The 18,031-nt window shown below is 36.1% G+C and carries 15 protein-coding genes, 1 tRNA gene and 2 pseudogenes; 8 read left to right on the top strand and 10 right to left on the bottom strand.

Annotated elements, in window-relative coordinates; all coding sequences use genetic code 11:
- Positions 1-115 precede the first annotated feature (115 nt).
- A complete protein-coding gene (locus tag BD809_RS02925; RefSeq protein ID WP_246131407.1) occupies positions 116-1,027 on the bottom strand; it encodes a sensor histidine kinase in 912 nt (303 codons plus the stop codon).
- Positions 1,028-1,254: 227 nt separating this feature from the next.
- Between BD809_RS02925 and BD809_RS02930 the strand changes: the two genes are divergently transcribed.
- The 8 genes and pseudogenes from BD809_RS02930 to BD809_RS02955 all read left to right on the top strand — a co-directional run bounded on the left by BD809_RS02930 (position 1,255) and on the right by BD809_RS02955 (position 10,956).
- Entirely contained in the window at positions 1,255-2,592 is a 1,338-nt protein-coding gene (locus BD809_RS02930; protein WP_148781472.1) for a carboxypeptidase-like regulatory domain-containing protein, read from the top strand.
- Positions 2,593-2,835: 243 nt separating this feature from the next.
- Positions 2,836-4,260, top strand: coding sequence for a TonB-dependent receptor domain-containing protein (locus tag BD809_RS02935; RefSeq protein ID WP_148781473.1), 1,425 nt, complete (start codon positions 2,836-2,838; stop codon positions 4,258-4,260).
- 43 nt (positions 4,261-4,303) lie between these two features.
- The gene (locus tag BD809_RS15800) at positions 4,304-4,519 is read left to right on the top strand and encodes a hypothetical protein (protein ID WP_246131408.1); all 216 of its coding nucleotides are present in this window, start codon (positions 4,304-4,306) and stop codon (positions 4,517-4,519) included.
- The gene (locus BD809_RS15930; protein ID WP_262712878.1) at positions 4,476-4,655 is read left to right on the top strand and encodes a SusD/RagB family nutrient-binding outer membrane lipoprotein; all 180 of its coding nucleotides are present in this window, start codon (positions 4,476-4,478) and stop codon (positions 4,653-4,655) included. The genes BD809_RS15800 and BD809_RS15930 overlap by 44 nt, the downstream gene beginning before the upstream one ends.
- Positions 4,655-5,917: pseudogene (locus BD809_RS02940) on the top strand (SusD/RagB family nutrient-binding outer membrane lipoprotein). Before BD809_RS15930 ends, BD809_RS02940 begins: the two are co-directional and overlap by 1 nt.
- Before the next feature lie 51 nt (positions 5,918-5,968).
- A pseudogene (nagB, locus tag BD809_RS02945) lies at positions 5,969-7,886 on the top strand (glucosamine-6-phosphate deaminase).
- 364 nt (positions 7,887-8,250) lie between these two features.
- On the top strand, positions 8,251-8,862 hold the full coding sequence (locus BD809_RS02950) for an N-acetylglucosamine kinase (protein WP_148781474.1): 612 nt from the start codon (positions 8,251-8,253) through the stop codon (positions 8,860-8,862).
- A 6-nt stretch (positions 8,863-8,868) separates the two neighbouring features.
- Entirely contained in the window at positions 8,869-10,956 is a 2,088-nt protein-coding gene (locus BD809_RS02955) for a beta-N-acetylhexosaminidase (protein ID WP_148781475.1), read from the top strand.
- Between the two features lie 323 nt (positions 10,957-11,279).
- On the opposite strand, the gene BD809_RS02960 is transcribed toward BD809_RS02955, so the two are convergent.
- From BD809_RS02960 to ftsA, 9 genes are all read right to left on the bottom strand, one after another.
- Positions 11,280-11,528 carry a hypothetical protein gene (locus BD809_RS02960; RefSeq protein WP_148781476.1) on the bottom strand — a complete coding sequence of 83 codons (249 nt, stop codon included), beginning with the start codon at positions 11,526-11,528 and terminating at the stop codon, positions 11,280-11,282.
- Positions 11,529-11,623: 95 nt separating this feature from the next.
- Complete coding sequence (locus BD809_RS02965) at positions 11,624-12,127, bottom strand: pyridoxamine 5'-phosphate oxidase family protein (protein WP_148781477.1); 504 nt, start codon at positions 12,125-12,127, stop codon at positions 11,624-11,626.
- Between the two features lie 195 nt (positions 12,128-12,322).
- A complete protein-coding gene (locus BD809_RS02970; protein ID WP_211356685.1) occupies positions 12,323-12,688 on the bottom strand; it encodes a hypothetical protein in 366 nt (121 codons plus the stop codon).
- A gap of 231 nt (positions 12,689-12,919) precedes the next feature.
- A complete protein-coding gene (locus BD809_RS15805; RefSeq protein ID WP_246131430.1) occupies positions 12,920-13,219 on the bottom strand; it encodes a hypothetical protein in 300 nt (99 codons plus the stop codon).
- Entirely contained in the window at positions 13,219-13,470 is a 252-nt protein-coding gene (locus BD809_RS15810; RefSeq protein WP_246131410.1) for a helix-turn-helix domain-containing protein, read from the bottom strand. The genes BD809_RS15805 and BD809_RS15810 overlap by 1 nt, the downstream gene beginning before the upstream one ends.
- Before the next feature lie 473 nt (positions 13,471-13,943).
- Positions 13,944-14,017, bottom strand: a tRNA-Arg gene (locus BD809_RS02980).
- A gap of 14 nt (positions 14,018-14,031) precedes the next feature.
- Positions 14,032-14,484: a GatB/YqeY domain-containing protein gene (locus tag BD809_RS02985; protein ID WP_148781916.1), complete on the bottom strand. Its 453-nt coding sequence runs from the start codon at positions 14,482-14,484 to the stop codon at positions 14,032-14,034.
- Between the two features lie 108 nt (positions 14,485-14,592).
- Positions 14,593-16,593, bottom strand: coding sequence for a cell division protein FtsZ (gene ftsZ / locus BD809_RS02990; RefSeq protein WP_148781478.1), 2,001 nt, complete (start codon positions 16,591-16,593; stop codon positions 14,593-14,595).
- A 77-nt stretch (positions 16,594-16,670) separates the two neighbouring features.
- Positions 16,671-18,026, bottom strand: coding sequence for a cell division protein FtsA (gene ftsA, locus BD809_RS02995; protein WP_148781479.1), 1,356 nt, complete (start codon positions 18,024-18,026; stop codon positions 16,671-16,673).
- Positions 18,027-18,031: the final 5 nt, after the last annotated feature.

An 18,031-nucleotide genomic window follows, 5' to 3' on the forward strand; every position in this document is an offset into this window, starting at 1 on the left:
GTATTTTAAGGGTATCTTTAAATTCATATTCAGTAGTATGTATGTTTAAATTATAATCTGAACCATATAGTAATTGCAATCTTCTTTCTACATTTTTAATTCCGATACCGTTATTTTAAAAAAAACTATCACAAGGAGCACATGTATTTATCACTTCAAAATGTAATACTTCTTGTGTAATTGTAAAATTCAAAGACATTTTCATTTTCCCAGTTTTTGATGGCCCATGTTTAAAAGCATTTTCTACAAAAGGAAGAAATAGTAAAGGTACTACCGCTACCTCATCGATATTGCCGTTAATTTCAACCTTAGAAGTAACATAATTTCCAAATCTAACCTTTTCAAGTTCAATATAATTATCGATATGATCAATTTCTTTGAGCAATGGAATTCTTTTTTTACTGGTTTCGTATAGCACGTATTTCATAATGTCTGAGAGCTTGAGAACTACATAAGGGGCTTTTTCTGATTTTTTGAGCGTGAGTGCATATAAATTATTTAAGGTATTAAAAAAGAAATGCGGTTGAATTTGGGCTCTTAAAAAATTGAGCTCCGTTTGAAACTGAAGTTCTCTTAAGTCCGTGTTAGCATCTCGCTCCTTTATAAAATCCACTGTAAATTTTATTGCAGTGGTAAGTCCCAACACATATAATTCCCCAATAGTTACCGCTAAAATATGATTTAGACCAAAAGGTGCAAGACGTCCCTCCACTTCCGGCCAGATATCTTCGGTTACCAACCACAAATTTAATCCTGATCTTATAATATAATGCAAAGCTAAACTCAGAAATATCCATAAAAAATACAAGGTGTACTTTTTCTTCAGAATTAAACGAGGAACTAGATAATACACATTAATATATACCAATATAATATGAAGCGGAAACTCTACTAAATTGGACTTAAAAGAATACATAAAATCTCCAAAATAACTTCCCCAACGCATTACGTTGAACACAAAGTATATCACCCAAAAATAAAAATGATAGCGTCTCTTTATCGTTCTTTTAATTCCGTTTCTTTGCATTTAAAAAACTTTAAAAACATACAGAAAATATAATTTTTAACAAAAAATTTTGAAAAATGTAAGACTATTTGAGAGATTACACAAGAAAAATAAAAATGAACCTACCTTCAAAAAACAGTCATCTTTTAATCCTAGTTATTGGTTGTATAAAAGATGCCGTTGGTCTAAAAAAAAATATTAGCTGCATTATTTAATTTACTTTGAGGACGATTCTAATACATATACCAATGAAATACTATTTATTTCGCATAGCAATTATACTTGTGCTTTTACCATATATAGGAACTGCACAAGAAAAAATATCGGTTGCAGGGACGGTGATCGCAGCGATAAATCAATCCCCTTTACCTGGGGTCAATATTACTATCAAAGGCTCTAAACAAGGAGTTCAGACCGACTTTGATGGGAACTATATGATTCAAGCACTTCCAAATGATGTTTTAATTTTTTCTTATATCGGAATGTCTTCGCAAGAAGTGGTTGTAAATAATAGAAATCAAATTAATATCGAACTGCAAGAGGATGCACAGCAATTGGATGATGTAGTCATCACAGCACTCGGAATTAAAAAAAGCAGAAAATCCCTTACCTATGCTGCTCAGGATATTAGCGCAGAAGAACTTGTACGAGTTAAAGATGCCAATCCTATAAACAGTCTTTCGGGCAAGGTTTCGGGAGTAGTTAGTAACCGGAGTGCTTCGGGAGTCGGTGGATCGGTTAAAGTAACCCCGCGTGGGAATACATCCACTCGAAACAATCAACCATTGTATGTTGTCGATGGAATTCCATTACTCAACAACTCCTCAATACAACCAACCGACACCTTTGGGGATGTCGAAAATGCGGGAAATCGTGATGGCGGAGACGCACTATCACTTATAAATCCAGATGATATAGAAAGTATAACTGTTCTCAAAGGAGCATCGGCCTTTGTATTATACGGTAGTCAGGGTTCCAACGGAGTTATACTTTTAACAACAAAAAAAGGGAAATCAGGATATTTTAAGACTTCTTTCTCCTCAAGTCTCACTGTTGACGAAGCCGCTTATATTGTAGATTTTGATGCTCAAGGGGAGCAAAGTATTGATGACTTTTATACTACCGGAACAACAGCAATTAATTCGATATCTATATCTGGCGGCACAGAAAATGCACAAACATACTTTTCTTATGCAAATACCTTTGCTACGGGAGTAATTCCCACACATGAGATAAAGCGTCACACTATAAACGTACGGGAAACAGCAAAACTATTTGACGTCAAAATGACTATGGATGCAAGCGTTTTATTGTCGACTCAGGACATCCATAATAAACCTGTATCAGGTTTCTATTTTAACCCGCTAGTAGGGCTCTATGGCTTTAACGCAAAGAATGAATCTCTTAATGATTACGAAGACTTTGAAGTTTTTGATCCATCACGTAATTTAATGACGCAACGTTGGTATCAAGATACAAGTGACATTGAACAAAACCCATATTGGATTTTGTATCGTAATGCCAGCGAAGATACAAACCAAAAAGTATTAGCCTCTCTGTCTCTTAACTATAAATTCAACACTTAGTTATCATTACAAGCCCGAGGTAGTTACGATCAGAATTTTTATAAGTTTCAACGTAAAGCGTATGCGACAACTAACGCTACTCTAGCTGCCACCAGAGGAAGATATGTTTATAATGATGTTGAAGACACTCAGTTATATGGAGACTTAATTCTTACCATCGATAATAACATATCAGATTCATTTAACCTCACAGCAAATGTTGGTACCAGCATTCGCAAATCTGATTTGGGTAAATCCATTTTTTTGGATAGTGGGGTTAGTGGTAATCTTAAAGTGTCCAATGTTTTTGTGCTCTCCAATTTTGAAGTTGGTGTCGAAGGCAGTAATCCTATTCTAAATGAAACACAAGCCGCCCGAACTGAAGTACAATCCCTTTTTGCAAGTACAACCTTGGGATATAAAGAAATGTTGTATCTGGATCTTACCACACGTAACGATTGGTCCTCAACGGTAGCAGACTCTTTTTTCTATCCATCGGTCGGTGTTACGGGGATCCTTACAGAACTTTTTGAAATGCCAGCATCTATTGATTATGGTAAAATTCGAGCATCGTATGCAGAGGTTGGAAATGGTGTGCAGAGCTATGCCAATAATCCTCAAAGTATAATAGGTACCGGACAGGAACTCATTGTACGTCCTACAACTTTTCCTTTTGACGAATTGAAACCTAAAATACAAACATCTATAGAAATTGGAACAGAGTGGAAATTTTTAAATGATCGATTTGGGTTCGATATAGGTGTATACAAGACTAATACAAAAGATCAATATATGACTGTTCCCAGTGGAGGAGCTCCGACGTTAAATGGCGAAGATGCTCAGTTTTTTGCTGTCAATGCAGGTGATTTTGAAAACAAAGGAATTGAGGCTTCCCTTTTTCTTAAGCCCATACAAACAGAAACTATTACATGGGAGTCTTTCTTCAATTTTACCACTAATAAAAACACCATTAAAAAACTTGATGATCGTCTGCCGTCTGACAATATCCCCCTTACCCCGATAAGTGTAAACTCTTATGCTTTATTCATTAGAGAAGGAGGATCCTTTGGTGATATTTATGGGCGTAAGTTGAAAAAGAATGACCTAGGCTTACCAATTCGTAGTGGCGGTAATTTCAGTCTAGCCGAACCTTTAGAAAGTACAATAGCAGGTTTTGATTACTTAGGAAATGCTAATCCTGATTTTAACTTAGGATGGAGTAACACCATACGATATAAAAATATCACACTCGACTTTTTGATTGATGGTCGGTTTGGAGGAGAAGTAATGAGTTTGACACAAGCACAAGCAGATTTAAACGGAACAACTAAGAGAACAGGTACTATAAATATTTTTGACGAAGACTTAAATCAAGTGGTTTCTATTGAAGCTAAAGATTATTACAGAAGTATCGGAGGACGTAACGGTTTCTCTAGTGAATATATGTATGATGCTACTAACATTAGATTAGCCGAACTCTCACTAGGCTATAAGTTTAAACTAAAAGACACTAGCTTTTTCCGTTCTATCAATGCATCATTCATCGCAAGAAATCTATTCTTTTTTCACAAAGACGCTCCATACGATCCGAATGTCTCATTAAGTACAGCAGATGGTCTTCAAGGTGTAGATATTTACGGATCACCTGCGACGAGAAGTTTTGGTTTAAATCTTGGCCTAACCTTTTAAGTAACTATGTATCAACTACATTATAACATTAAAACTAGTAAAAATGAAAACTCTACTATATAACTTTTACATAGCTTCCTTCCTACTCGTATCAATTGTATCATGTACAGATGATTTTGAGGATGTTAATACAAATCCGCTCGGAGTGTCTCAAAAACAAAGTGAAGCAGACTTCTCCAATCTAAAAGCACCTTTTAAAAAATATATTTTTAAATATTTATCGCTATACCCCGACATGGCATACACAGTTACAACATAACTTAAATGCTGATACTTTTTGTGGTTATATGACACCTCCCCGACCTTTTGCAGGGGGTGCAAATACAACCAATTATGCATTTATTGATTTCTGGGATCAATGGGCTTGGGACATTCCTTTTCTGAAAAAGGAGTGATGCAAAATTTTAACGATATCAAAAAACTTACAGAAGACCGATTTCCAACCACATATTCCGTTGCGCAAATACTACGTGTGGAAACCATGCATCGAGTAACGGATGTTTATGGCCCCACGGTGTATTCTCGATATGGAGATCTTAGTGTATCTAACCCAGTATTTGACTCTCAAGAACAAGTATATAATCTATTTTTTGAAGAGTTGGACGCTGCGATCATACAGCTTGTTTCAGATAAAAACAATGATCAACTTGCTAATTTTGATTTTGCTTATAGTGGTAATGTCAGTAATTGGATACGATTTGCAAACACGCTACGCCTTCGACTTGCTATGAGAATAGCGAATGTAAATCCACAAAAAGCAAAGTTAGAAGGTGAAAAATCTATTAATCATCCTGAAGGTTTATTGATCTCAAATTCTCAAAATTTTATCGTTAATGGTGGGGCTACGCATCCTTTGACTGTTTTTAATTCGAGCTGGAATGATACGCGCATGAATGCCTCTATGGAATCATTTCTTGTAGGGTATAATGATCCGAGAGGGGACATTTTATTTCAAAATTCTGAGGTTACTCCGGGAAAACTTAAAGGTATAAGGTCCGGCATGCCATTATTAAATCAGTACAGCGATGAAATAAGTCAAAAAGAAGATTATACTCCATTTTCAAAATTAGGAAAAATGTTTGATGCAGATGAGAATCCTACCACTTCGATAACCCTAATGACTGCAGCCGAAGCTTATTTTCTTCAAGCTGAAGCAGCACTTAGAGGCTGGAGTGGAGCCGGTGATGCTCAAAGCAACTACGAAACCGGAATACAAATCTCGTTTGAACAAGCTAATGCTCCTAATAGCAACGAATATATACTGAATGACACATCAACACCATCAGATTATATAGATCCGGTAAATCCTAATCACAATATCACTAAACAAACCTCGCTCACGGTAGCGTGGGATGCAGGAGATGATCAAGAAACAAAGTTAGAAAAGATAATAACTCAAAAATAGATCACAATTTTTCCTGATGGCCAAGAAGCATGGAGCGAATTTCGTCGTACGGGTTATCCCAAGATTTTTCCCGTAGTTGTTAATAATAGTAATGGAACCGTGGACACTAATATTCAAGTAAGGCGCCTACCCTTTCCGGCAAGTCAAAGAACTGCAAATCCAATTGGAGTCGAACAAGCAAGAGGATTGCTAAAGGGAGCTGATCATGGGGGAACGAGATTATGGTGGGATGTTGAAGGCGGTAATTTCTAGAAAAATCCTATTCCCAATTTTAACCTTAAAACAACCTATAAAATCAAGTATATGGTTCAAGAAATTGAATATAAACAAGTTGGTAAATTTGAAGAGACCCAATTTGAGAAAATACATAATGAAATTTTCTCAAGCTCTCTACACGCTTCAAAACTAGTAGCCCATGAGATCGCTAATCTTATAAAACAAAAGCAACAAGAAGGATTACCTTGTGTATTGGGATTAGCCACAGGATCTTCACCCATTAAAGTGTACGAAGAATTGGTAAACATGCACCGCTCCGGTGAACTTAGCTTCCATAACGTTATCACTTTTAATTTGGATGAATATTATCCAATTGATCGTGATCATCAACAGAGCTACTATCATTTTATGCATCAGCATTTGTTCAATCATGTGGATATTATGCCCGAAAACATTCATATTCCCGACGGTAGTATTTTATTAGAAGAAATGGATCAGTATTGTATTGATTATGAATTGAAGATAAAAAATATGGAGGGCTGGATTTTCAATTATTAGGCATTGGTCGAACGGGTCATATTGGATTTAATGAACCGGGTTCTCATCCAAATTCCGGAACCCGGGTCATAACATTGGATCATATAACACGAAGTGACGCAGCATCCGATTTTAATGGCATTGAACATGTTCCCAAGAAAGCAATTACTATGGGCATCAGTACCATTTTGAAAGCCAAACGTATTATTCTTCTTGCTTGGGGACATAAAAAAGCACCCATGATAAAAGATACAATTGAAGGTACTGTATCTTCCAGTGTTCCTGCTACATTTTTGCAAAATCATCAAAATATCACATTAATTTTGGACGATGAAGCAGCCTCAGAGTTAACAAGGATTAAAACACCATGGCTTGTAGGTCAATGTATCTGGACTGAAAAACTTAGATTAAAGGCAGTTACCTGGTTAAGTGAATTATTAAATAAACCAATTTTAAAGCTTACCGATAAGGACTACAATGAGCACGGGATGTCTGGATTACTAGCCATCGAGGGTTCATCCTATGATCTCAATATCAAGATATTTGACCACCTACAGCACACTATCACCGGATGGCCGGGTGGAAAACCAAATGCCGATGATACCCATAGGCCAGAACGTGCACTGCCTGAAAAGAAAAGAGTCCTTATTTTTAGTCCGCATCCTGATGACGATGTAATCTCCATGGGTGGTACACTTTTACGACTAATTGATCAAGGACATGACGTTCATGTAGTATATCAAACCTCGGGTAACATTGCCGTAACGGATCAAGAGGCCTTAAAATTTGCAGAAGTTTTTAATGCCTTTACTAATGGCCCCAACTCTTCAAAATTTCAAGAAACTATCTCGTATCTGAAGTCCAAAAAAACTAGTGATCGCGATCCGGATGCTATATTAAAAATAAAGGGCTTAATACGTCGTATGGAATCCTTGGGAGCCATTCGTCATCTGGGTTTAAGTGATGACAATGTTCACTTTCTGGATTTGCCGTTTTATGAAACCGGAAGAGTAAAGAAAAAGCCGCTATCTCGGGAGGATATTACACTTACCAAAAAAAGATTATTAAAAAAATTGCACCGCATCAATTGTACGCTGCGGGAGATTTAGCCGATCCGCATGGTACACATAAAATATGTTTTGATGCAATTTTTGCTGCTTTAAAAGATCTTAAGTCGTCAACATTTATCGATGACTGCTGGGTTTGGCTATATCGCGGCGCATGGCAAGAATGGGATGTTTCAGAGATAGATATGGCTGTTCCTTTAAGCCCCGATGAGGTAACAAAAAAAACAAACGCCATTCTTCATCATCAATCACAAAAAGATCGCGTGATGTTTCAGGGAGAAGACTCAAGAGAGTTTTGGTTAAGAGCCAGAGAACGTAATAAAAACACAGCCGTATTATATGATGCTTTAGGGCTTGCAGATTATGAGGCTATTGAAGCGTTTAAAAGATATATTTATTAGCCAGTTGATATATTGTGTGTTTGTCAAAATAATCCATTCTTTTCTGGGGGAAGGGGTTATTTATAGCATCTAATTGATTAAGACCAGAAAATTAAGATACTCATATAATATCTAAACGTTTAGGATTTTAGTAGCTGACAGCGGTTCTACCAAATGTGATTGGGTACTATCTAATTATAACGGAAAACCAATTCACAAAGTTCAGACTCCGGGATTAAATCCGTTAGTCTACACCACCACCCAGCTTCTACAGATAATTGAGAATTCAGTAATTCTTTGTCAATATAAAGAGCATATTGATCACATCCATTTTTATGGAGCCGGTTGCAACTCAACACGAACTAATCAAATAATTGAAAAAGTTTTGCTATCCATATTTACTAATAGCATAAGTATTACTGTTCAAGAAGACATCATAGCCGCTGTGCATGCTGTAACAGATAGCCCAGGAGTAGTTTGTATTTTGGGTACAGGAGCAAACAGTTGCTTTTTTAATGGGGTGGAAGTATTTCAAAAAGTCCCGGCGCTGGGTTATGTATTAGCTGATGAGGGTAGCGGAAATTATTTTGGAAAAAAAGTACTGAAAGATTACTACTTTAAAAAAATGCCCCTCCCTATTGCTTACAGCTTTGAACAACTATGTTCACCAATATTAGACACAATTCTCTCTAATATTCATAATAGTACGAATCCTAGTAAATATTTGGCGTCTTATGCAAGGTTTTTATTTGAACATCGTGGCAATGCTTATATAGAAAACCTCTTAGAACAAGGTGTAGAAGAATTCGTAGCATTATATATCATGCCCTATAAAAAAGAGCTGGAACACCACCCTATACACTTTGTGGGATCCATTGCTTTTAATTTACAAGATATCATAAAAGAACAACTTAGCGATCTTGGTTACAATGTGCAACGATTCCTTAAAAGTCCGATAACTAAACTCACAAATCAAATAATCACTAAAGGAATATAAACATTTATGACTAGAAAGTTTTTTTATATAGCCTTACTCCTATCAACTTCTCTATGGACTGCTTGCAATCTTTCCTCTGGAAAAGACACGATACAATATGTGGATATTTCTATTATTCCTCATCCTGAAATAGTTAAAGTCTACAAAGGTGATTTTACTATAGACTCAAACACAAAACTTGTTTACACTAATGCTCAAAACAATGCTATAGCAAGCCTCCTTAAACTAGAGCTAAAGAAAACTACTGGTTTGGTTTTAGAAACTTTTAAATCCGATACACTTGACAAAAATGTGGTGGCTCTAACAATAGATGAACAATTACCAGGAAGTGATGAATCCTACACCCTTACTATTACTTCAAAAAATATCATTATTACAGCTAAAAAAGACAATGGTCTGTTTTATGGTATGAAATCTTTTCTACAACTCCTCGAAAATTGCACTACTAAAAAGTCTCTAACGCTTCCCAATGTGAGTATTACAGATGCTCCAAGATTCCCTTGGCGAGGCATGCATTTGGATGTCTCGAGTCATTTTTTTTCTGTCCCGTTTATAAAAAAGCAATTGGATATTCTAGCTCAGTTGAAAATTAATAAGTTTCACTGGCATCTTACGGATGATCAAGGATGGCGAATTGAAATTAAGAAATATCCAAAACTCACAGAAATCGGATCTGCACGAAAGAACTATGATGGTACCACGCATCGTGGCTTTTATACACAGGAGGATATAAAAGAAGTAGTAGCCTACGCTAAAGAACGATTTATAGATGTTGTCCCGGAAATTGACACTCCCGGACATGCCATGGCTATTTTAGCTGCTTATCCTGAGTTTGCTTGTCAGCATGGAAATTACCAAGTTCGAAATTTATGGGGAGTTGAGTCAAAAATACTTTGTGCTGGAAAGGAAGTTACCTTTCAATTTATCGATGATGTTTTCAAAGAAATAACAACTTTATTTCCTTACGAGTATATACACATGGGAGGTGATGAAGTTCCTAAAACGAAATGGACGAATTGTGGCCGTTGTCAAAAAAGAATTGAAGCGCATTCCTTAGATGAAGAAGCTGGATTACAGAGTTATTTTATGTCCCGTGTTGAAGGCCTTCTGAAAAAATATAACAAAAAAATGATCGGCTGGGATGAAATTTTAGTAGGTGGAATAACTTCAACCACAACAATAATGTCGTGGCAGGGTGAAGACGGCGGTATAAAAGCTGCAAATAGTGGCCATGATGTAATTATGACTCCGATCAGCTATACGTATTTTAATTTTCATCAAGGTGATCCGGTAGTAGAACCGCTAGCATTTGGAGGAAATATTTCGCTTCAAAAAGTTTACAATTATGATCCCATACCTTCCACGATAGATAAAAACAAAAGAAAACATATCCTAGGAGTTCAAGGTAATATGTGGACAGAATATGCGTCTAACGAAGAAACTGTTGAATATTTAGCCTATCCAAGAATTGTCGCCTTAGCTGAAACCGCTTGGTCATCGAAAGAAAATAGAGTATATACTTCTTTTTTGAAGAGACTGAAAAAATTCTATCCCGTGCTCGATCGCGCAGACGTGAATTATCATATACCCCTTCCCGAGGGACCGGATGCGGATAAGTTAATATTTACGGATTCTATATCTATTCCTTTTACCACTTCCTATCCAATCAAAATGGTTTATACTTTGGATGGAACAGCACCGACAAAAAATAGTATTATATATAAATCGCCTATAACTATATCACAAAATTCTACACTAAAAATAGCATCCATCCTGCCTCATGGAAAAATGAGTGCTGTTCGTACACTTCATTTAAAAAAGGTAAATTATATAGAAGCCACTAATCCAAGAAATACCTTAATATCAGGTTTGAACATAACAACGTTTTATGGTTGTTTTGAAACCATCCCTGATTTTTTGAAACAAAAAGAGGCAAAAACAGCTACTATCACTGAGATCAAACAAGCAAATACAACATACAATTGGGGACATAGTATAAAACCAGAAAACTTCTCGGCTGTGATACTAGAGGGCTTTATAAAAGTCTCTGATGATAGTATATATGCATTCTCAAGTGCTCAGGATGAGGTTTGAATTGCGAATGGATTGATTATTGAAAATAATAAAACAATAAGAAAACATCCTACCCAAGGTTACATAGCATTGAGAAAAGGCTTACATCCTGTAAAAATTATATACCTTAATATAGTACATGAAGGATGGGCTACAGATTGGAATCCTGTAGAATTGAGATTTAAAACTTACAACCAAGATGAGTACAAGATCTTAAAAGGTGATATGTTATATCACATTGCTTCCGAATTGTAGATATATCTATGAGAAAAACCATTTCAAGAAGTTTCAAAAAATCTGTATTACCTCCAATTTATTTCCAAATACTTTAAAATTTTATAGTATTACGCAGTAGCACGTATAGGTGCCCAATGAGAGCACAACATTCCAGGTGCTGCCTTTTGAGGGTTAGCACAGGTGGGTCCTTGATAACGAGAACAGGTTGTGCAGTTAGGATCATCCTTCAACGAGGCTCTCATTTCAAAACTATCACATGTATGACGATTACTCACGGTTGTTTGATGCGTTGTACAATATTCTCCTTCAATTAAGTGTGAACAGTTTAAACAACTGTTTCCAAGTCTGATAGCCATAACGTTTAATTTAGTAATTACACTTAAATTTAAGACTTAAACAAAAAAGAAACAATATAAATTAGCATCATTATCAATTAAAAATGTAAAGTAATCTACTCAATATCCAATTCACCTTCAACACCCAAATCTTGTTTCTTTCCTGTTACTGCACCTACACCCATTTTAATAAATGTAGTTAATTTCCCGTTTTTGGTATCCCAATAATAAGCTTCCTCAGGAATAACTTTAATAGCGGTTACATTAGGATCATCAATTCCGTCAAACCAAGTGTCATCAAATTTTCCATAATACTTCTTGATAACATTTCTATCTGTTGTGATGTATGCATGGCCAAACACTGTCATATATTCCATATCTCCGGGTTTAGCGTAAATCAACTGCACTGCATTATCTCTTTCAATATAAGCATTGTGTTTACTATTACTATTACTCAAAAACCAAATCGCTCCTGTGGCGTCTACTTCTTTTGTGCTCATAGGAATAATATGAGAAGGCTTACCACCTAAATTAGTATCCATCATAGTAAAATCAATACCCTCTGCTAATTCTTTGAGCTTATTTAAAGCTTCTTTTCTCATTAAATCTTTCGTACTCATCGCTGTTAAGTTTAAGTAGGTAATAGCCCCATCTCACTAATATAAAGATATTTATAAAAATTATACTTTAAACAGTGCTCGTGTAGATTTAGAATTATCTTAACTTAATATCGATCAGTCTCAGTAAATTTTAACAAGCATGGAAGATGCATTAAAACTTATATTAATAGATGTATATAGAATCTTGACTGCAATTTATTTTTTATCTTTTTTTTCAGGCTCAGCTTGATCATAACTTAAAACAGTACTTAATTTCCATAGTTTATCTTCTAACACCCAAACCGAAGTGAATTTTGCAATTCCCGTCCGTAAATCTTCTTTACCGCTTTCTCTGATATAAAAATAATGTACTCCTGATTGAATAGCGCCATACAGTTCTCCATTGTCATATAGCGGATAAACCATTAAGCTCCCATCTTTTAATTTTCGGATTGGTTTTTTGACGGATGTACCACAGATATTACCTCTAGTATTTTGCATAAACAATTGCGCATCCTGATAACCTCCTCTATCATGATAAAATTTGAGATCATCTGTAATATGTGCTTTAAGATAATTCAAATCACATTGATTAAAGCCTCGCTCAAAGAATATACTATCCTGTGTCTTGAGCTAAATAAATAGGTCAGAAGCTTTTGAAATTTGCGCCTGTCCATTTGTCAAGAAAACTGTAAAAAATACGAGCATTAAAAATTGTTTCATTATCTTATTATTTTTTATCAAAGATGAGAAATTGATACTTTTTGATATCAAAATTTAACCCACTAATACCGCGACAACACTGCGTCAGTCCTAAATGACATTAAATCTTAAGTGAATTCTAAGCTTTTTTTGCTTATCAATTGCCGCTGTATTTCTGAGTATAATAAATACATTAATTAACACTAACATAATCATAACAAGTATTGTAAATTCATTACCGGCACCAATCCATTTTTTTAAAAAAATACTTAGCTTAAAAGTGATAATAGCAACAATCGTATATACGATTTGTAACGAAACAATTTGTCTAGTTAGAGGATTAAACTGCTTTACGAGAAACATGATTACTAACGGAAGTACAATGTTGGCCGAGGGCAAAAACGTAACCACTACTGAAGATAAATTGAAGATAAATTGAAGGTTTTTATCCAAGTATAATTTGTAGTATCTGGTAGCTCGCGAGTACTAAGTAGCTCATTCACTTCACTTTCAAGTGCTTTTGCCACAGCTTTCAAGGTATGTCCTTTGGGCTCTACACCCAATTCAATTCGTTGTATCGTTCTAATTAACAGTCCTGACTTAGTCGCTAACTCTTCTTGTGTTAAGTTTAGGTACTCTCGTTTACTTTTTAGCTTAGACATTTAAAGTATATTTCATCCGCGTACTTTTTTTTTGAATTGTAAAATAGTCAATAATCGTTTTACTGATATATAAATAGTATATTCTTCTATTAAAAGACAAAATAGAATGTAAGAATACGATGTACTAAACTACAATTATTTTCTGAAACCTTCCATCAACTGTCTTGTTGATCTCTGGAATTTATTCATAATAGATGAAAATGGGGAAAGCCAAATAGAAAGGCTACATATTAATGAAACTTAATACTTGTAAACTTTATAAAGGTTCAGGTTGAGAATCACTATCAAGCACCACTTAACGAGTTTCAAAAGAAGAAGCGAGCTTCGTTTCTCAATCTGGGTTAACTGCGTTGATCCCTGCAACGCTCCGCGTTGAAAATCACAAAAAGAATAACTTAGCCATCTTCAAAAAAAAAAGCGAGCTTCGTTTTTTGAAACTCGCTTCGCAATTCACCTTTTTTGTGATTTATTCGTGACCGCGGAGGGATTCAAACCCCCAACCCTCAGAGCCGAAATCTGATGCGCTATTCAGTTGCGCCACGCGGCCTAATATTTTGTTTTTTAAGATAATTTTGCTTTTACTATTGTTGAGATCGTTTTACCATCTGCTTTACCCGTTAGTTGTGCATTTGCCTGCCCCATTACTTTACCCATATCCTTCATACCTTCTGCACCGGTTTTTGCAATGATATCTTCAACAACCTTCTCTATTTCAGCTTCGCTCAACTGCTCAGGCAAAAATTGAGAAATCACTTCGGCTTGTGCCAGTTCTGGTTCAGCCAAATCATTTCTATGCTGCTCTGTAAAAATTGCTGCGCTGTCCTTACGTTGTTTTACTAATTTTTGAAGTAATTTTAATTCTTCATCATCAGATAATGTTTCCTTGTTGGATCCACTTTCCGTTTTCGCTAATAAAATGGCTGATTTTATCGCACGTAATGACGTTAATGCGTTTGTATCTTTGGCTTTCATTGCCTCTTTCATTGCTGTCATTACTTTTTGCTCTAAACTCATGATGATAATTACTTTTAAACTAATTACTATTGGAATGCGAAGATAAAAAATAAACCGATATTCTAAAGGTAGAATATCGGTTATCTGCATTTTTTTACAAATGCTGAATTAGTCCACATTATCATGAAGAAACGAATTGTTTCTTCGTAGTTGTATCTCATCATTTTCATCAGTCCCCAGACTTGTGCGTGACAAGCCTGAAGCATCCGGTCGTGAGTCTACATCTATGCCAGCTCTTTTATAAGCCGGTTCCTTCTCGATCTCCTCTATATTGGAGCTATTTCTGAATTTATAATTAAATTCTTTCATTTTTGCACGTCGTTCTGCAGCACGCGCTCTTAAGGTTTCTGAAATTGGTTGATCGACGGGATCTACGTTTTCTGTACTGGTTTTCTCCTCCGGTTCTTGCGTAATAGTTTTCTTTTCGAACACTATCTCTTCATCTTCTTCAAGAACTTGAGCTGCTGGTTTAGCTTCGGACAAACGTTTCTCCTCTTCCATATAGTCTTCAAGACTATACTTGCGCACCTCATTATGCTGCATCTCTGGCGTAGGTACAACTTCTATCGGATCGTTGACTTCAACATTTAAAATATCATCTGTTAAATCAAAAACAATTGGTTTTTCATCCTCAACTTGTCTCTTAATCTCAGTATGGGGTGTTTCCATAGGCTCTTCAACCGATTTCTTATCTTGCTGTACAGGCATATCAAAAGCCAATGTAAATTGATCTTCCTTGCTTTGCTCTGCCTCTAATTCTTCTCTAGCATCTTTTGCATCATTCACTTCAATTTGATTGATAATATCTTGTGCATTGATAATTACAAAATCATCATCCTTAGAAAAAGGTCGTACCACCTCGTAATCCACATCAATATTTTTCAAGAATTCTGTAGTTGGTATATATTCAGACTTATTATTATTTTTCTTAGGCTCGTCTTCTTCGAGTAATGTATGCTTAATGATAGGATCTGGTTTCACTTCTTCCTTTTTGGGAAGCGGCGCATATATTGGCGTACTATTACTTGTTGATTTAGGAGTGAGATTTTGTGTTAATGCGCGTTGCTCATCATCCAGGGTATGGATAATCTTTTTGGTTTCAGTATTGACAATTTCATCTTGTTGCTCTACATTAAAACCAGTCGCAATAACAGTTACTGAAATAGCGTCTTCTAATGATTCATCCTCTCCTACACCCATGATGATATTAGCTCCATGTCCTGCTTCTTGCTGAATATGATCATTGATTTCTCCTATCTCATCAATAGTAATTTCTTCTTTACCAGAAACAATAAGTAACAATACGTTTTTAGCCCCAGTAATCTTGTTATCATTTAGTAAAGGTGAATCCAGCGCTTTCACAATAGCATCATGAGCACGTTTGGCACCAGAGGCATTAGCAGAGCCCATTATTGCCGTACCACTATTGCTTAGTACTGTTTTTGCATCACGTAAGTCAATATTTTGAGTATAATGATGCGTTATTACTTCGGCAATACCTCTAGAGGCCGTTGCCAAAACTTCGTCTGCCTTGGAGAATCCAGCTTTAAAACCTAGGTTCCCGTATACTTCTCTTAATTTATTATTATTAATTACTACAAGAGAATCTACTTGAGCTCGTAATTTTTCCACTCCTAATTGTGCCTGCTCGTTACGCATTCGGCCTTCAAACTGAAACGGAATCGTAACAATCCCAACAGTTAAAATATCCAACTCTCTTGCCATTTTGGCAATAATCGGAGCAGCTCCGGTACCGGTACCACCTCCCATTCCTGCAGTAATAAAAATCATCTTGGTATTGGTATCCAACATTCTTTTTATTTCTTCATAGCTCTCTACTGCAGCTTTTTCTCCTACTTCAGGATTTGCCCCTGCTCCTAACCCCTCGGTTAACGAAACACCTAATTGTATTTTATTAGGAATCGGACTGTTGTCTAATGCCTGGGAATCTGTGTTACAGATGACAAAATCTACTCCTTTAATTCCCTGCTGAAACATATGATTGATAGCATTGCTACCGCCTCCTCCAACACCAATCACTTTGATCACATTAGATTGATTCTTAGGCAAATCAAACGAAATATTTTCAAATTCTTCATTACTACTCATAACTGCTAATTTTATGGTTCTCTTACTTTTCTTTTCCTTTTTCTTCTTTCTTTTTTTACCTTAAAAATTAAGGTTATCTATTCCGCATTATCCAAAAACTCTTTGAATTTTTCGGTCCATTTTTCCAATATATTTCTACGTGGTTTAGAAATAGTTTCGGTAGCGACGGGTTCCTCATGATGTTCTGAATCCATCGTTGGTTCTGTCTCTGTCTGAACACTTTCCTGCGCCATTGCTTCTCTTGAATCTATAGCACGTTGCTTTTTGAGATGGGTCAAACTATCCATCACTAATCCTACTGCTGTAGCGTACATTGGACTTGTGGTCTCAGAATCGCTATCACCCGCCAAATGTTCGTTTGGATACCCGATTCGTGTATCCATACCAGTGATATATTCTACCAATTGTTTTAAATGCTTTAGCTGTGCTCCACCACCGGTAAGGACGATCCCTGCAATTAATTTCTTTTTTGGGGATTCATGTCCATAATTTTTGATCTCCAAAAATACCTGCTCTACAATTTCAACGACGCGTGCATGGATAATTTTGGATAAATTCTTTAAGGTGATTTCCTTTGGCTCTCTACCTCGAAGTCCTGGAATCGAAACGATTTCATTCTCCTTGTTCTCACCGGGCCACGCGGATCCGAATTTGATTTTTAACAACTCGGCCTGTTTCTCAATAATTGAGCATCCTTCTTTAATATCTTCAGTAATTACATTACCTCCAAACGGAATAACCGCTGTGTGGCGAATGATCCCATCCTTAAAAATGGCTAAATCTGTAGTTCCTCCACCTATATCAATAAGTGCGACTCCTGCTTCTTTCTCTTCCTGACTTAATACAGCATTTGCAGATGCCAAGGGCTCCAAGGTAACATCTGACAATTCTAACCCTGAACTTTTTACACAACGTCCGATGTTACGAATTGAGGTTACCTGACCAACCACTACGTGAAAATTCGCTTCCAAACGACCTCCGTACATACCCACCGGCTCTTTAATTTCGGCTTGACCATCAACTTTATATTCTTGGGGTAAAACATGTAAAATTTCTTCGCCCGGTAACATTACTAATTTATGCACTTGATTACAAAGTGTGTCTATATCATTTTCATCGATTACAGCATCAGCATTAGGCCGTGTGATATAATCACTATGCTGCAGACTTCTGATGTGCTGCCCGGCTATACCAACCGTTACTTTTTCTATTTTGACTCCCGAAACACTTTCAGCTTCTTGAACTGCTTGTTGTATTGATTGAATAGTCTGAGTTATATTATTTACTACCCCGCGGTGCACACCTAAACTTTTAGATTTCCCTACACCTAATACCTCCATCTTACCGTACTCATTGTACCGTCCGGCCATAGCAACAATCTTAGTTGTTCCTATATCTAAACCTACCGCTATTTCCTTTTCTACCTCTTTCATTGGTA

This window comes from Aquimarina intermedia, from assembly GCF_008124785.1.
Taxonomy (GTDB): Bacteria; Bacteroidota; Bacteroidia; order Flavobacteriales; family Flavobacteriaceae; genus Aquimarina; species Aquimarina intermedia.

Excerpts from the sequence above, each read along its gene's own strand:
- BD809_RS02955 (WP_148781475.1), top strand. The coding sequence starts at position 8,869 with ATGACTAGAAAGTTTTTTTATATAGCCTTACTCCTATCAACTTCTCTA.
- ftsZ (WP_148781478.1), bottom strand. The coding sequence starts at position 16,593 with ATGAGTAGTAATGAAGAATTTGAAAATATTTCGTTTGATTTGCCTAAG.
- BD809_RS15800 (WP_246131408.1), top strand. The coding sequence starts at position 4,304 with ATGAAAACTCTACTATATAACTTTTACATAGCTTCCTTCCTACTCGTA.
- ftsA (WP_148781479.1), bottom strand. The coding sequence starts at position 18,026 with ATGAAAGAGGTAGAAAAGGAAATAGCGGTAGGTTTAGATATAGGAACA.
- BD809_RS02985 (WP_148781916.1), bottom strand. The coding sequence starts at position 14,484 with ATGAGTTTAGAGCAAAAAGTAATGACAGCAATGAAAGAGGCAATGAAA.
- BD809_RS15810 (WP_246131410.1), bottom strand. The coding sequence starts at position 13,470 with ATGTCTAAGCTAAAAAGTAAACGAGAGTACCTAAACTTAACACAAGAA.
- BD809_RS02925 (WP_246131407.1), bottom strand. The coding sequence starts at position 1,027 with ATGCAAAGAAACGGAATTAAAAGAACGATAAAGAGACGCTATCATTTT.
- BD809_RS02930 (WP_148781472.1), top strand. The coding sequence starts at position 1,255 with ATGAAATACTATTTATTTCGCATAGCAATTATACTTGTGCTTTTACCA.
- BD809_RS02965 (WP_148781477.1), bottom strand. The coding sequence starts at position 12,127 with ATGAGTACGAAAGATTTAATGAGAAAAGAAGCTTTAAATAAGCTCAAA.
- BD809_RS02960 (WP_148781476.1), bottom strand. The coding sequence starts at position 11,528 with ATGGCTATCAGACTTGGAAACAGTTGTTTAAACTGTTCACACTTAATT.